The 14,221-nt window shown below is 68.5% G+C and carries 15 protein-coding genes; 10 read left to right on the forward strand and 5 right to left on the reverse strand.

The window, feature by feature from the left end:
* Positions 1–34: 34 nt before the first annotated feature.
* The 5 genes from J0I47_RS08890 to J0I47_RS08910 all read right to left on the reverse strand — a co-directional run bounded on the left by J0I47_RS08890 (position 35) and on the right by J0I47_RS08910 (position 4,118).
* Positions 35–745 (reverse strand): ParA family protein, encoded by a 711-nt coding sequence (locus tag J0I47_RS08890; RefSeq protein ID WP_294046717.1) that lies wholly within the window; start codon positions 743–745, stop codon positions 35–37.
* 76 nt (positions 746–821) lie between these two features.
* On the reverse strand, positions 822–1,205 hold the full coding sequence (locus J0I47_RS08895; protein WP_294046479.1) for a hypothetical protein: 384 nt from the start codon (positions 1,203–1,205) through the stop codon (positions 822–824).
* 73 nt (positions 1,206–1,278) lie between these two features.
* Positions 1,279–2,634, reverse strand: a complete 1,356-nt coding sequence (locus J0I47_RS08900; protein ID WP_294046480.1) for a DNA polymerase IV — start codon at positions 2,632–2,634, stop codon at positions 1,279–1,281.
* A 36-nt stretch (positions 2,635–2,670) separates the two neighbouring features.
* On the reverse strand, positions 2,671–3,528 hold the full coding sequence (locus tag J0I47_RS08905) for a helix-turn-helix domain-containing protein (RefSeq protein ID WP_294046482.1): 858 nt from the start codon (positions 3,526–3,528) through the stop codon (positions 2,671–2,673).
* A gap of 35 nt (positions 3,529–3,563) precedes the next feature.
* A complete protein-coding gene (locus J0I47_RS08910; RefSeq protein ID WP_294046484.1) occupies positions 3,564–4,118 on the reverse strand; it encodes a DNA-deoxyinosine glycosylase in 555 nt (184 codons plus the stop codon).
* Between the two features lie 86 nt (positions 4,119–4,204).
* Between J0I47_RS08910 and J0I47_RS08915 the strand changes: the two genes are divergently transcribed.
* The 10 genes from J0I47_RS08915 (at position 4,205) to murD (ending at position 14,219) form a co-directional block, all read left to right on the forward strand.
* Positions 4,205–4,450, forward strand: coding sequence for a hypothetical protein (locus J0I47_RS08915; RefSeq protein ID WP_294046486.1), 246 nt, complete (start codon positions 4,205–4,207; stop codon positions 4,448–4,450).
* A 65-nt stretch (positions 4,451–4,515) separates the two neighbouring features.
* Complete coding sequence (locus J0I47_RS08920; protein ID WP_294046487.1) at positions 4,516–4,788, forward strand: hypothetical protein; 273 nt, start codon at positions 4,516–4,518, stop codon at positions 4,786–4,788.
* Between the two features lie 333 nt (positions 4,789–5,121).
* Positions 5,122–5,589: a division/cell wall cluster transcriptional repressor MraZ gene (locus J0I47_RS08925; protein ID WP_294046489.1), complete on the forward strand. Its 468-nt coding sequence runs from the start codon at positions 5,122–5,124 to the stop codon at positions 5,587–5,589.
* On the forward strand, positions 5,586–6,536 hold the full coding sequence (gene rsmH, locus J0I47_RS08930) for a 16S rRNA (cytosine(1402)-N(4))-methyltransferase RsmH (protein WP_294046491.1): 951 nt from the start codon (positions 5,586–5,588) through the stop codon (positions 6,534–6,536). Before J0I47_RS08925 ends, rsmH begins: the two co-directional genes overlap by 4 nt.
* Positions 6,536–7,135: a hypothetical protein gene (locus J0I47_RS08935; RefSeq protein WP_294046492.1), complete on the forward strand. Its 600-nt coding sequence runs from the start codon at positions 6,536–6,538 to the stop codon at positions 7,133–7,135. Before rsmH ends, J0I47_RS08935 begins: the two co-directional genes overlap by 1 nt.
* 1 nt (position 7,136) lies before the next feature.
* Positions 7,137–8,867: a penicillin-binding protein 2 gene (locus tag J0I47_RS08940; RefSeq protein ID WP_294046494.1), complete on the forward strand. Its 1,731-nt coding sequence runs from the start codon at positions 7,137–7,139 to the stop codon at positions 8,865–8,867.
* Complete coding sequence (locus J0I47_RS08945) at positions 8,864–10,279, forward strand: UDP-N-acetylmuramoyl-L-alanyl-D-glutamate--2,6-diaminopimelate ligase (protein ID WP_294046495.1); 1,416 nt, start codon at positions 8,864–8,866, stop codon at positions 10,277–10,279. Before J0I47_RS08940 ends, J0I47_RS08945 begins: the two co-directional genes overlap by 4 nt.
* Positions 10,280–10,328: 49 nt before the next feature.
* On the forward strand, positions 10,329–11,708 hold the full coding sequence (gene murF, locus J0I47_RS08950; protein ID WP_294046497.1) for a UDP-N-acetylmuramoyl-tripeptide--D-alanyl-D-alanine ligase: 1,380 nt from the start codon (positions 10,329–10,331) through the stop codon (positions 11,706–11,708).
* The gene (mraY, locus tag J0I47_RS08955) at positions 11,708–12,787 is read left to right on the forward strand and encodes a phospho-N-acetylmuramoyl-pentapeptide-transferase (RefSeq protein ID WP_294046499.1); all 1,080 of its coding nucleotides are present in this window, start codon (positions 11,708–11,710) and stop codon (positions 12,785–12,787) included. Before murF ends, mraY begins: the two co-directional genes overlap by 1 nt.
* 109 nt (positions 12,788–12,896) lie before the next feature.
* Positions 12,897–14,219, forward strand: coding sequence for a UDP-N-acetylmuramoyl-L-alanine--D-glutamate ligase (gene murD / locus J0I47_RS08960; protein ID WP_294046501.1), 1,323 nt, complete (start codon positions 12,897–12,899; stop codon positions 14,217–14,219).
* The last annotated feature ends 2 nt before the right edge of the window (positions 14,220–14,221 follow it).

Consider the following 14,221-nt stretch of genomic DNA (forward strand, 5'->3'; position numbering starts at 1 on the left):
GCCGGGGTGGCATCTAAGGCTTGGGGAGACGATCTCACGCCAGCCACTGCTCCACCGCGCGCCACAACCCCGCGAACGCCTCCGCCGCCGGCGAGCGCGGGGCGAAGACGCCGACGGGGGCGCGGCGGACACCCATCTGTTCGATCACACTCGCCATCGGGATGGCGGGCCAGCCGGGCTCGGCATCGACCACGTCGCCGTGCAGCTTGCGGCGGCGATCGACCATGACGTGGACCGGCAGCACGCGCTTGGTCGTGCCGAGATAGCCGATCAGCTCCTCGAACGCGCGACGCGACAGGGGCGAGGGGATCACCGGCACGACGATCAGGTCGGCGGCGCGCATCGCCTGCTTGTTGGTTTCGGTCAGGCCGGGCGGGCAGTCGAGCAGGATGCGGTCATACTCGCCGGTCAGGTCCTCGAGCAGCTTCGCCAGCCGCTTCTTCTTGTCGAGTTGGTGGAACAGCAGATCGAGCTCGCGCAGCGATGCGTCGGCGGGAATCAGGTCGAGCCCCGGCGTCGCGGTCGGACGGATCAGTTTGTCGGGGCCGACATCCTTCGAAAAGATCGCCAGCGCCTCGCCCTTCGGCGCCTTGCGCGCCAGCAGGAAGCTGCTCGCCGCCTGCGGGTCGAAATCCCAGAGCAGGGTGCGGCGCGCCGATTGCGCGGCGGCCGCCCAGGCCAGGTTGACCGCCAGCGTCGTCTTTCCGACGCCGCCTTTCAGACTGTAGATCGAGATCGTGGCCATGTCGGCCACTTGCCCCAGATCAAGCCGGGGATGCAACGGCCCGCGTTGCCGCGGGCCGTGCCGTTATGGGTTTTTGTTATTTGTCGCAGCTCATCGCGTCCTTGCCCGGGCGCGTCAGCTTGATCGTCTTGGCATCGCCGGTCAGCGACCAGCCGCCGGTGGCGGTCAGCGGCTTGCCGGCGGCGTCGGCGGCCAGCGCGACCGGCTGCGAGCCCGGCGGCGACTGCACGCTGGCGCTCTTGTCGTCGCTGTAGAAGGTCACATGGACCAGGCTGTTGTCGCCGTGGCAGCGATAGGTCGCTTCCGACTTGATCGACGGCGGCAGGACGATCGGCTTCTTCGTCTCGGTTGTGGTGGTGTTGGTGGTGGTTGCGTTATCGACCGTGGTGGCGGTCTTGGACTGACAGGCCGTCAGCGCGAGCAGCGCGACGGTGGTTGCGGAGAGAAGGGGGGTCTTCATAGCGGGCGCGCCTTTGCCTAGCGGGAAGGGGAGGTCAAGGCACAATGTCACATGGATCAGCCGGTTCCCGCGGTCATTCGTGAAACTCGTCGAGATCGGGGATGCGGCCGAACGCGATCTTGGTCCCGACGCGGTCGATCCGCCCGCCATGGAAGGGCCCGAGCGAGACGGCGTGGCGGCCGAACCGCTCGTTCAGGCGATCCATCGCGCGGCTGAGCGCCAGCCCGCGCGTCTCGCGCGCCAGCGGGTCGTCGGGATCGAGGCGCGCGAACAGCGAGCCCTGCTCCCCCGCGATCGGCGCGAGCGCGGTCAGCGTCACCCCGACCATCCGCACACGCAAGCTGCCGTGCCGCCGCCGCCCTTCCGCCGCGAGGCGCGGGAACAGCGCGTCGAGCGCGCCAAGCAGCTGGAAACTGTCCTGCGTCGCCGCGACCGCGCGGCTGGTCTGCCACACCGTCTTGTCATCCTCGAACCGGACGTGGAGCACCAGCTGGCGGCTGACATAGCCCTTGCGCCGCAGCCGGCTGGCCGCTTTGAGCGCGAGGCGGCGCGCGGTCAGCCGCACCGGCTCCAGCCCGCGCTTGTTGGGCGACAATACGTGGCTGTGGCCGATCGATCGCGTCTGCGTCGGCTTGTCGCTGAGATCGACGCCGTGGAGCAGGTACCAGAGCCGGTCGCCATTGGTTCCGCCCCATGCCGTGCCGGCATCGCGCGGGCGGCGTTCGCACAGTTGGCGGATGTCGTTGACGCCGTCGCGCGCCAGTCGCCTTTCCATCTTCGCGCCGATCCCGCTGATGTCGCGCAGCTTCAGGTCGTAGAGGCGGTGAGGCAGGTCCTCGGCGGCGAACACGACCAGGCCATCGGGTTTCTGCAGGTCCGACGCCAGCTTCGCGAGCAGGCGGTTCGGCGCGATCCCGACCGAGGAGGTCAGGCACGCGCCGACATTGGCGCGGATGCCCGCCTTGATCCGCTTGGCCAGCGCGACGGCCGCTTGCCGTGAGTTCTCATTGTCGAGCAGACGGCAGGCGACTTCGTCGATCGAACAAACCCTGGTAACGGGTACATGCCGCCAGATCTCGGCGACGATCGCGTCGTGGAACTCGACATAACGCTGGTGCTGTGCAGGGGCGATCAGCAGCTCGCGGCACAACCTTTTCGCCTCCCACACCGGGGTGCCGGTCGAAATGCCGTAGCGCTTGGCCTCGACCGAGGCGGCGATCGCGACCGTGGTGTCGGAGCCGACCGGTGCCACGATCACCGGCTTGCCGCGCAAGGCTGGATCGAGCTGCTGCTCGACGCTGGCGAAATAGGAGTTGAGGTCGAGGAACAGCCAGCGCAGCGGTCGCGGGGGCAGGGTCAGGTCGTGGACGATGGCATTCGCAGCGCCGTCGTGGCTGAGGGGGATCGACTCGGCACATAACGACTGCATTTCGGAACATTAACAGAACATGGCGCCGCCGCCAGCTCAGGTGATGATCCCCGCACGCGGCATCGGGTTGGCGCGTTCGAGCGCGATGCGCTTGGCGATCTCGCGGTTCAGTTCGGTCGGCTGCTCGCCATACTCGCCGGGCGTCATGCCGGTGAAATGCTTGAGCTCGCGCGTCAGGTGCGACTGGTCGTAGAAGCCGTCGGCAAGGAGCTGGTCGAGATCGTCGTCGCGCAGCGTCAGCGCGACGGCGGCGCGCAGCGCGCGATATTTGCGCGCGAGGAGCTTGGGCGGGGATCCGAAATAGCGTTTGCAACTGCGCTGGACCTGCCGCGCCGACAGGCCGCTGCGCGCGACCAGCACGTCGACATCGGGCACCGACGCGTCGGCCAGCCAGTCGTTCACCAGCCGGACGAACGCGTGATAGGGTGCGTGCCGCCGCTCCATCAGCGTGACCAGCATCGCCTGGAAGATCGCGATGCGCGCGTCGAAATCGGCGGTCGCGCGCAATGCCGCCTGCGTCTCGACGACGATGTCGCCGAATAGGTCGCGGGCGTCGAACGCGCGATTGGCGGCGGCCGACGCGTCCATCGGCACCAGGCTGGCCCAGCCCTCCGGCATCAGCCCGACCCCGATCACGTCGATCACGCCCTCGCCGCGGATCTGCGACGAGCCGGTGGTCGGGCCGAGGACGTAGATATCGGGCATCGTCTGCGCAGTCCCGTCGACGAAGCGATAGGTGCCGGTATCGCCGCGCAGGACGAAGCGGAACTGCGCGAAGTCGGCGCGGTCGACCGCTTCGAAAAGGCCGCCGCTCTGGCTGACAGTGTAGAAGAACGAGAAGTGTTCCGCGAGATCGGCGCTCGGTTGCCGATAGTCTATGCGAATGTCCGACATATGCCCGCCGCCCCCCGACGTCGAATTGTTCTACATCATTGTGGTGCTTGGGGAAATCCCGTCGTTCGCCTGTCTTCGCCGAGAGTTGTACGCAGAGCATCCCATGCGGGTCGTTTCGCGGCGAGGCCGATCGTGTGGAGCGGGCTGCTCGACGGAAGGGCGATCAGGTCGATGCGGTCGAGGCCGGCCGCGCGCATCTGACGCAGGCCGATCGCCGCCGCGGTGCCGCCGTTGAACGCGATCGCACGCAGATCGGGCAGGGTGGCGGCGAGCGCGGGCAGGTCGTTGGCGGCGGGATCGCGGATGGCGGCGTCGCTGCTGCCAGTGCGCGCGGCGCTGGCGACGACGTCCCACAGGCCGATCTTGGCGGTGAGCAGCGCCGCCAGCCGCGCGTCGTAGTCGAGCGCCACAAGGTCCGTGCCGGCGACCGGCGACAGCAATTGCCAGAACTGGTTCTGCGGGTGCGCGTAATAGCGCCCCGCCGCCAGGCTGCGCTCGCCGGGCAGGCTGCCGCAGATCAGCAGCCGGGTCGCCGCATCGACCACCGGCGCGAACGATCGCTTGCGGATATCGGGCGGGGCGGGGGGCACAAACGCGGCGTATCGGGCGACGCGCGACGGTGCAACTTGAGTGGCGGCGGCGACACGCTATGCTCGGGGTCGAGCGGAGGGTGCGGATGAAGCGAACGACGTGCGGGACAGCGGTCGCGCTGCTGGTGCTGGCGGCCTGTGGCAAGAGCAGCGATCCGGTCGGCGAAAACTCCGCCGGCTCGGTCCGGACCACGGCGGTCGGCACGATCGTCGGCAGCGAACCGACCGCGACCCCGAGCGCCACGCCGTCGCCGCTGGTCGAGGCGCCGGCGCCCGACGCGATCACCGGAGCCGACAACGCGACCACCACCGTAACGACCAATGCGCAATGACCTGTCGGACAGCCCGCTCCGGCCGTTGTCGACAAACCGTGCAATAAACGCTATATAGCGTCGCAATGAAGATCGGGACGCGCGATCCAGCCCAGACGGCGCAGCGAGTGAGAGTGGGGGTCTTCGGCCTTGCCGCGATCCTGCTGCTGATCGGTATGGCAACGACGATATTCGGGGTGGTCAGCCGGGAGAAACCGGCGACCGCGATCGGCGCGCCGCGCGCCGACGTCGCCGCCAACCTGTCCAATTCGGTCGCGCCGTCCGATGCCCCGACCGGCGAGCCGCTGGCCCAAATCGGCATCGCCCCCGCGACCTCCCCGACGCCCGCAGCGCATTGAGCGTGGGAAAATCCCCCACGGCTTGGGCACGGTCGGGTCAAGTTACTGAAATTACAGCTTTCTCTGTCATTCGGCAGCAATCGACTTTGGTCGAATGCCAATCCCTGTTATCCTTCATAATCAATAAGTTAGTCGCTGATCGATCAGACTGACCCATAAAATCCCAAAGATTACCATTGAATCCCATGCGCGTCGTTGGTATCCCGATCGGCGAGGATTTGGGGCGTCAATTTTTGCCGAATCATTCGGTGGCGACGGAGCGGCGAGGGTCGTTTCGCCGAGCGAGAAGACGCGCGTTTTTGGGGTCGAGGCGTGGCGGGTCGCGGGATCTACATGGGAACGGCGCTGCAGCTTGTCGATGACAAGAACCGCGTCTCCATCCCCGCGAAGTTCCGCGATGCGGTAATCGCCAACACCGATCCCGGCGACCTGAAATCCGGCCCGTCCGTCATGATCGGCCAGCATCCCGAATCGCCGTGCCTGATCGCATTCGACCGCAGCTGGATCGAGAACGAGATGGCGACCGCCGCGACCGAAAATGCCGGCGGCTCGCGCTTCAACACGCTCCGCGCGATCGCCGGCGGTGCCGAGCCGGTCGGGTTCGATTCGACCGGCCGCGCCGTCCTGGTCAACTGGATGAAGGACGAGGTCGGCATCAAGAAGCACGCCTTCTTCTACGGCTCGATCAACCATTTCGAGATCTGGGATCCCGCGACCCTGCTCGCCGCCGATGACGCGTCGGTGCTGCCGGTCGTCAAGAACGCCTGCCGCCGGATCATGGCCGAGAAGGGGTTGGCATGACCCCCTCCGCCCCCCATGTTCCGGTCCTCCTCAAAGAGGTCGTCGACGCTCTCCACCCCACCCCGGGCGAGCTCATGGTCGACGCCACCTTCGGCGCCGGCGGCTATACTAGGGCGATCCTGGCCGCCGGCGCCGTCGTGATCGCGTTCGACCAGGACCCTGACGCGGCCGATGCGGGCCGCGCCATGGCGGCGGCGAACGACCGGCTGACTCTGGTCGAGGCGCCGTTCTCGACCATGGCGGCGGAACTCACCGCGCGCGATGTCGCCGGCGTCGACGGCGTGGTCATGGACATCGGCGTATCGTCGATGCAGCTCGACCAGGCCGAGCGCGGCTTCTCGTTCCAGGCGGACGGTCCGCTCGACATGCGCATGCGCCAAGCGGGCGAGAGCGCGGCGGACTTCCTCAACACCGCCGACGAAGCCGATATCGCCGACGTCATCTATCGCTATGGCGACGAACCCAAGAGCCGCCGCATCGCGCGCGCGATCGTCGCGGCGCGCCCACTGGCGACCACCGCGCAGCTGGCGGGCGTGGTGCGCAAGGCGCTCGGCTACAATCCGTCGATGAAGAAGGATCCGGCGACGCGGACCTTCCAGGCGATCCGCATCCACGTGAACCGCGAACTGGACGAGCTGGTCGAAGGACTGGCGGCGGCGGAGCGCGTGCTGAAGCCCGGCGGGCGGCTGGCGGTGGTGACGTTCCACAGCCTGGAGGACCGGCTGGTCAAGCAGTTCCTGCGGACGCGCTCGGGCGGCGCGCCGGCAGGGTCGCGGCATCTGCCGCCGACGGTCGCGCCGGCGGCCTCCAGTTTCGAAGCGGTCGGTCGCGCGGTGCGCGCCGGCGAGGGTGAAATCGCCGCCAACCCGCGGGCGCGGTCGGCGACGTTGCGGACGGCGCGGCGCACCGCGGCGGCACCGTGGGTGAGGGCAGGGGGAGACGCGTGATGGTGGTGGTCAGTCGATTCCGCTGGTTCGGTTGGTTTGTGGTGTGCGTCGGGGTGATCCTCGGCTGTTACCTGATGTCGTCGCGCGTCGCTGCCGAGCGCAATCACCTGAAGGCGGTCGAGCGCGAGATCGCGCGGACGCAGCGCGACATCCGCGCGCTGGAGACCGAATTCGACACGCGCGCCAACCTCGCCCAGCTGCAACGCTGGAACGGCGAGACGCTGAAGCTGTCGGCGCCGACCGCGACGCAATATGCCCGCAACGACGCGCAACTCGCGATGCTGGTCGATGGCCCGGCCCCGGCGATGCCGCAGACCGGCGGCATGCAGACCGCCGCCGCGGTGATCCCCAGCGCGCCGACTCCGCCGGCGGTGATCGAGACGATCCCGGCCTCGGTCGGCCCGACCACGTTGCCGGTGAAGGCCACGCCGGCCAAGGCGATCGACAAGCCGGCGAAGCTGCAAACCGCGTCACTCAAGACCGCCGCGCCGAAGCCGTCCGCGAAGCCCCGGACCCAGGTGGCGTTGCTTGATCGCCGCGTCGGTGGCTCGTCGCTCGGCGACCTGATGCGCCGCGTCCGCGCCGACGAGACTCGCTGACATGACCGCGATGCTCGCGCGGCCGCTGGCGCCGCGCCGCCTTGCCGATGATCGAGCCGCCGAGCGCGCCACCGCGCAACGGCGGCTGATGATTATGATGCTGCTGTATTGCGCGGCCGTCGTGCTGGTGATCGGCAAGCTGACCTTCTACGCGGTATTCGCCAATCCCGCGTCGGCGACGACGTTGCTGGCGAGGGGCGCGCGCGGCGATATCGTCGATCGCAACGGTGCGCCGCTCGCGCGGACCATCGACGCCTGGGCGATCGGCGTGCATCCCGAGCAGATCCTGGGCGACAAGCGCGAGGTCGCGCAGCGGCTGGCGGGTATCCTGGGCGTCGACGAGGGCAAGATCTACGGCCAGCTCACGGCCAAGAATTTCGCCTATCTCGAGCGTAACGCCTCGGCGACGCTGGTCACCGACGTCAACGCGATCGGCGAGCCCGGCATCGTGTTCGAGCGCGAGGCGCAACGGCTCTACCCGCAGGCGGAACTGGCGGCGCCGGTGCTCGGCTTCCTCGACATGGCGGGCCACGGCGCGAGCGGGATGGAGCGCGCGCGGGAGAAGCAGCTGACCAACCCGACCGCGACCGGCCGCCCGATCGCGCTGTCGGTCGACGTTCGCGTGCAGTCGGCACTGGAGAACGAGCTCGGCCAGGCCGTCACCGGCTTCAAGGCGAAGGGCGGGGCGGGTGTCGTGCTCGACGTGCGCACCGGCGAGATCATGGCGCTGGCGTCGTTCCCGACCTTCAACCCCAACAATCCGGGTGCCGCGCCCGCGCCGCAGCTCGATGCCAAGGGCAAGCAGCTGCCCGGGCCGTTCTACAACCGTGTGACGACCGCGGCCTACGAGCTCGGCTCGACGTTCAAGCCGATCACGATGGCCGCGGCGATCGACAGCGGCACCGTGACCTCGATGGCGCGCCGGTTCGATGCGACTCAGCCGCTCCAGATCGACGGGTTCAAGATCCACGACCATGACGGCCAGAACCGCTGGCTCGACATTCCGGAGACGCTGATCCACTCGTCCAACATCGCGACCGCGCGGATCGCCGACGAGATGGGCGGCGACAAGCTGGCGCGGATGTTCCGCCTGATGGGTTTCGACCAGCCGATGCCGTTCGAACTGCCCGCGCGCGGTCGCACGCTGTTTCCGCAGAAGTTCAGCCGCGTGACGACGATGACCAGCGCGTTCGGCCACGGCATCGCGGTGACGCCGCTGCACCTGGCGGCGGCCTATGCCGCGCTGGTCAATGGCGGCGTGTGGCATCCCGCCACGCTCATCAAGGTCGCCGATCCGACCGCGGTGCCCGGTCGCCGCGTCATCAGTCAGGCGACCAGCGATCGCATGCGCCAGTTGCTGCGGCTGGTGGTGACCGAGGGGACCGGTCGCGCGGTCGACGTTCCCGGCTACCGCGTCGGCGGCAAGACCGGCACTGCCGAAGTCGCGTCGGGCGGCGGCTATTCGAAGCATACCAACGTATCAACGTTCGCGGCGGCTTTCCCGATGGACGCACCGCGCTATGTGGTGATCGTGATGCTCGACTCGCCCGTCGCCGCGGTGACGACCGCCGCTTATACTTCCGCTCCGGTGGTCAGCCGGTTCATCACGCGTGCCGGCCCGCTGCTGGGCGTTATGCCCGACGCCAGCCGCGACATCGACGTCAGCGAGCTGCTGCCGCTGATCTGGCATCGTCCCGGCGAGCAGACCCAGGCGAAGGTGGACCCCGAATGAAGCTCGCGCAGCCTGTGACCGGCGGTGGCGACGCCAGCGTTACCGGCTTCGCGATCGATCATCGGAAAGTCGCGCCCGGCACGATCTTCGGCGCGTTCGAGGGCGTGCGGGTCAATGGCGAGGACTTCATTCCCGCCGCCGTCGCCGCCGGCGCTATCGCGGTGGTGGCGCGGCCCGGCGCGACGGTGGACGGAGCGCTGCACATCGCCGCCGCCAACCCGCGCGAGCGGTTCGCGCAACTCGCCGCGCAATTCTTCGCGCCGTTCCCGGCGACGGTGGTGGCGGTCACCGGCACCAACGGCAAGACCTCGACCGTCGAGATGACGCGCCAGTTGTGGCGGATGGCGGGCTTCCACGCCGCGTCGATCGGCACGTTGGGCGTCACCACGTCGGACGACAGCGTCTCGACCGGGCTGACCACGCCGGACGTCGTCACCTTCCTTTCGAACGTCGCGGGCCTCGCGCGCGAAGGCGTCAGCCATGTCGCGTTCGAAGCGTCAAGCCACGGTTTGTCCCAATACCGCACCGAGGGGCTGAAGGTATCGGCCGCCGCCTTCACCAACCTCAGCCGCGACCATCTCGATTATCATGGCGACATGGCGAGCTACCTGACCGCCAAGCTGCGCCTGTTCTCCGAAGTGCTGGCCGATGACGGCACCGCCGTGGTGTGGGCCGACGATCCGCAGGCTGCGCGGGTGGTCGATCTGGCGCATGCCCGGCGGCAGCGGCTCATCACCGTCGGCGAGCGCGGCGGGGCGCTGAAGCTGGTTGGGCGCGACCCGACCTTGCTCGGGCAGGGGCTGACGATCGAGGCCGAGGGTCGCGAGCACACGGTCATGCTGCCGCTTATCGGCGCGTATCAGGCGGCCAACGCGCTGACGGCAGCGGGGCTGGTGATCGCGACGGGCGGCGACGTCGCGCAGACGATCCAGAATCTCGCGCGGTTGCAGCCGGTTCGCGGGCGGCTGGAACGCGCGGTCATCAATCGCGCGGGTGCGCCGGTCTATGTCGATTACGCGCACACGCCCGACGCGCTGGAGGCGGCGATCGCGGCGTTGAAGCCCCATACGGCCGGGCGGCTGATCGTCGTGTTCGGCGCGGGCGGCGACCGCGACCACGGCAAGCGCGAGCTGATGGGCGAGATCGCGATCCGCCAGGCCGACATGGTGATCGTGACCGACGACAACCCCCGCAGCGAGGACCCCGCCGCGATCCGCGCCGCGGTGATGCGCGGCGCGCCCGGCGCAACTGAGATCGGCGACCGCCGCCGCGCGATCAGCGAGGCGGTCGCAATCGCCGGGCCGGAGGACATCGTGCTGGTGGCGGGCAAAGGGCACGAGCAGGGCCAGATCGTCGGCGACCTCGTGCTGCCGTTCGACGATGTCAGCGTCGCGCGCGAGGCTGCGGCGTGAGGGGGGCGACATTCTCCTTCTTAAGCCCCTCCCCTTCAGGGGAGAGGCTATGACCGCTCTCTGGACCTCCGCTGCCGTCGCCGAGGCGACCGGCGGCGCCGCTTCGGCGGCGTTCGATGTTTCGGGGGTCACGTTCGATTCGCGCGAGGTCGGGCCGGGTGACCTGTTCGTCGCGCTGACCGGTGAAAGCACCGACGGGCATCGCTTCCTCGACCAGGCGTTCGAACGCGGCGCGGCCGGGGCGCTGGTCAGTCAGCCGAGCACGCATCCGACTGTGAAGGTCGCCGACACCTTTGCCGGCCTGGAGGCGCTGGCGAAAGCGTCGCGCGCGCGGACCGAGGCGCGGCTCATCGGCGTCACTGGGTCGGCGGGGAAGACGGGCACGAAGGAAGCACTGTTCGCCGCGCTCGATCGCTCACCGTCGCGCCGCGCGCACCGCTCGGTCAAGAGCTACAACAACCACACCGGCGTGCCGCTCAGCCTCGCGCGGATGCCCGCCGACGTCGATTACGGCGTGTTCGAGATGGGGATGAACCATCCCGGCGAACTCGCGCACCTGACGACGCTGGTCCGCCCGCACGTCGCGATCGTGACCAACGTCGCGTCGGTGCACCTCGAATTTTTTCGCGACGAATCCGCGATCGCCGACGCGAAGGCGGAAATCTTCCAGGGGCTCGAACCGGGGGGTACTGCAATCATCCCGTTCGACAGCCCTCATCGAGACCGATTGGCCGCCGCCGCTCGACAATATGCCGATCATATCGTCACGTTCGGCAGCGGCGAGGGCGCCGACGTGCGCGTGCTCGAGGCGATGCGTGTGCAATCCGGCGGCACGTTCGTGACGGCCAAACTCATGACGCGAGAACTCAGTTTCACGGTGGGGTTACCCGGCGCGCATCACGTCGCCAATTCGTTGGCTGTGCTCGCGGCTGTCGAGGCGGTCGGCGCAGATGTGGCGTTGGCAGGGTTGGCTCTGGCCGAGCTCGGCGGCCTGCCCGGGCGAGGTGCGCGGTTTGACGTCGAGTTGCCCGGCGGCGGCAAGGCGTTGATTCTGGATGAAAGCTATAACGCGAATCCTTCGTCGATGCGCGCAACGCTGGCGGTACTGGCGCAGGAACCCGCCGACCGTAAGGTCGCCGTGCTGGGTGCGATGGGCGAATTGGGCGAAGGAAGCGCCCGGTTTCACGCCGACCTCGCCGACCCGGTGATAGCCGCGAACGTCGAAACGGTCATCCTTGTCGGCGAGTCGATGGCGCCGCTCGCCCGCGCGCTTGAGGGGCGGGTCGAAATCATGCATGTCGCCGACGCCGCCGCCGCGCGCGATCGCCTGACGGCGACGCTCCGCGCGGGCGATGCGGTCCTCATCAAAGGCTCGAACGGGGTCGGGTTGTCGGCGGTGGTCGCCGCGCTCGGAGGCGGGAAGACGTAATGCTCTACTGGATCGCCGCGCAATTGGGGTTCGCCCATGGGCTCAACCTCATCCGCTACCAGACGTTCCGCACGGGCGCGGCGGTGGCGACGGCGCTGCTGATCGGGCTCATCATCGGGCCGAAGTTCATCGGCTGGCTGCGCGTGCGGCAGGGCAAGGGGCAGCCGATCCGTACCGACGGCCCGCAATCGCATCTGTCGAAACGCGGCACGCCGACGATGGGCGGGCTGATGATCCTGACCAGCCTGACGGCGTCGATCCTGCTGTGGATGGACCTGTCGAACCCTTATGTCTGGGCGTGCCTGTTCGTGACGCTGGGGTTCGGCACGATCGGGTTCCTCGACGATTACGACAAGGTGCGCAAAGCCAGCACGGCGGGCGTGTCCGGGCGCGTGCGGCTGCTCGGCGAGTTCGTCATCGCCGGGATCGCCAGCACGATCATCATCCACACCAATGCCAAGAACGGGACGCAGCTCTATTTGCCGTTCTACAACGGGCGCGTGATCGACCTCGGCTGGTGGTACGTCGCATTCGCGGCGTTCACGATCGTCGGGTTCGGCAATGCGGTGAACCTGACCGACGGGCTCGACGGGCTCGCGTCGATGCCGGTCATCATCGCCAGCGTGACGCTGATGATTATCGTCTATCTGGCCGGCAACGTGAAGTTCGCCGATTATCTGGGCATCCCGCACATCCCGCGGGTCGGCGACCTCGCCATCTTCTGCGGCGCGATGATCGGGGCGGGCCTCGCGTTCTTGTGGTTCAACGCGCCGCCGGCGGCGGTGTTCATGGGCGATACCGGCAGTCTGGCGCTGGGCGGCGCGCTCGGCGCGATCGCGGTGACCGCGCATCACGAGATCGTGCTGGGGATCGTCGGAGGCCTGTTCGTGGTCGAGGCCTTGAGCGTCATCATCCAGGTGTTCTGGTACAAGCGGACCGGGCGGCGCGTGTTCAAGATGGCGCCGATCCATCATCATTTCGAACAGCTCGGCTGGGCGGAATCGACCGTCGTCGTTCGGTTCTGGATCGTCGCGCTGGTGCTGGCGCTGGCCGGCCTGTCGACGCTGAAGCTGCGTTGAAAAAGATGCGAGCATCTTTTCCAACGCATCCCCGCGAAAGCGGGGATCCAGAGCCACAGGCGATGGTCCTTGTAGCCCTGGACTCCCGCCCGTGTGGGAGCACGGCGAGGTGATTACGAACCCCGACTGGCGCGGCCAACGCTATGCCGTGCTCGGGCTGGCACGCTCGGGCGCAGCGACCGTGCGCGCGTTGCTGGCGAGCGGGGCGGAGGTCGTAGCGTGGGATTCGAAGACGCAAGCGCGCGAAGCGCTGGTCGACGAAGTCCAGACGCTGTCGCACACGCTCGACACCGTGATGTTGTCATTCGCCGACCCGCTCGAGATCGACCTCACCGGGTTCGCTGGCATCGTCGTTTCGCCCGGCGTGCCGCTCAACCGCCATCCGATCGCCGCGAAGGCGCAAGCGGCGGGCGTGCCGATCATCGGCGACATCGAACTGTTCGCGCAGGCGCGCGCGCACCTGCCGCCGCACCGCGTCGTCGGCGTCACCGGCACCAACGGCAAGTCGACCACCACCGCGCTGATCCACCATATCGTCGTGGCCGACGGCATCCCGGCGCGGCTGGGCGGCAATATCGGGTTACCAATCCTGGGCGAGGAGCCGCTCCCGGCGGGCGGTATCTATGTGCTCGAACTGTCGAGCTACCAGATCGACCTGACGCAGAGCCTCGATTGCGACGTCGCGGTGCTGCTCAACATCACGCCCGACCATCTCGACCGCTACGACGGGTTCGCGGGCTATGCCGCGTCCAAGGCGCGGCTGTTCGCGATGCAATCGGCCGCCCATGACGCCGTGATCGGGATCGGCGATGCGGCGTCGGCGGCGATCGCGCGGAGCCTGTCGGCGCGGGGCGAGCATCTCCACAAGATCGCGCCGGGCGTGTGCATGGACCAGTCGCGCTGGCCGTCGTTGCAGGGGCCGCACAACGCGCAGAACGCGCTGGCCGCGATCGCCGCGTGCCACGCGCTCGACATTCGCGAAGTGGCGATCGACGACGGGCTGGAGACGTTCCGCGGCCTGCCGCACCGGATGGAGCGTGTCGGCACGGTCGACGGCGTCGCGTACGTGAACGACAGCAAGGCGACCAATCCGGATTCGACCGCGCCCGCGCTCGCCGCGTTCGATCGCATCCACTGGATCCTGGGCGGCCAGGCCAAGACGCACGACCTCGATGCGTGCCGCCCGTCGTTCGGCCATGTCCGTGCGGCCTATACGATCGGCGAGGCCGGGCCGATGCTCCGCGACCTGCTGAGCGCGGAGATGCCCGTCGCTGATTGCGGGACGCTGGCGGAGGCCGTCCACGCGGCGCGGGCGGCGGCGGTCGCGGGCGACACCGTGCTGCTGTCGCCGGCCTGCGCGTCGTTCGACCAGTTTCGCGATTACGAGGATCGCGGCGACACGTTCCGCGGCCTGGTCGAGGCACTGGCATGAAT

The organism is Sphingomonas sp., assembly GCF_017304635.1.
GTDB lineage: Bacteria > Pseudomonadota > Alphaproteobacteria > Sphingomonadales > Sphingomonadaceae > Sphingomonas.

Coding starts and splice junctions, on each gene's coding strand:
- J0I47_RS08890 (WP_294046717.1), bottom strand. CDS start 745: ATGGCCACGATCTCGATCTACAGTCTGAAAGGCGGCGTCGGAAAGACG.
- J0I47_RS08895 (WP_294046479.1), bottom strand. CDS start 1,205: ATGAAGACCCCCCTTCTCTCCGCAACCACCGTCGCGCTGCTCGCGCTG.
- J0I47_RS08900 (WP_294046480.1), bottom strand. CDS start 2,634: ATGCAGTCGTTATGTGCCGAGTCGATCCCCCTCAGCCACGACGGCGCT.
- J0I47_RS08905 (WP_294046482.1), bottom strand. CDS start 3,528: ATGTCGGACATTCGCATAGACTATCGGCAACCGAGCGCCGATCTCGCG.
- J0I47_RS08915 (WP_294046486.1), top strand. CDS start 4,205: ATGAAGCGAACGACGTGCGGGACAGCGGTCGCGCTGCTGGTGCTGGCG.
- J0I47_RS08920 (WP_294046487.1), top strand. CDS start 4,516: ATGAAGATCGGGACGCGCGATCCAGCCCAGACGGCGCAGCGAGTGAGA.
- J0I47_RS08925 (WP_294046489.1), top strand. CDS start 5,122: ATGGGAACGGCGCTGCAGCTTGTCGATGACAAGAACCGCGTCTCCATC.
- rsmH (WP_294046491.1), top strand. CDS start 5,586: ATGACCCCCTCCGCCCCCCATGTTCCGGTCCTCCTCAAAGAGGTCGTC.
- J0I47_RS08935 (WP_294046492.1), top strand. CDS start 6,536: ATGGTGGTGGTCAGTCGATTCCGCTGGTTCGGTTGGTTTGTGGTGTGC.
- J0I47_RS08940 (WP_294046494.1), top strand. CDS start 7,137: ATGACCGCGATGCTCGCGCGGCCGCTGGCGCCGCGCCGCCTTGCCGAT.
- J0I47_RS08945 (WP_294046495.1), top strand. CDS start 8,864: ATGAAGCTCGCGCAGCCTGTGACCGGCGGTGGCGACGCCAGCGTTACC.
- murF (WP_294046497.1), top strand. CDS start 10,329: ATGACCGCTCTCTGGACCTCCGCTGCCGTCGCCGAGGCGACCGGCGGC.
- mraY (WP_294046499.1), top strand. CDS start 11,708: ATGCTCTACTGGATCGCCGCGCAATTGGGGTTCGCCCATGGGCTCAAC.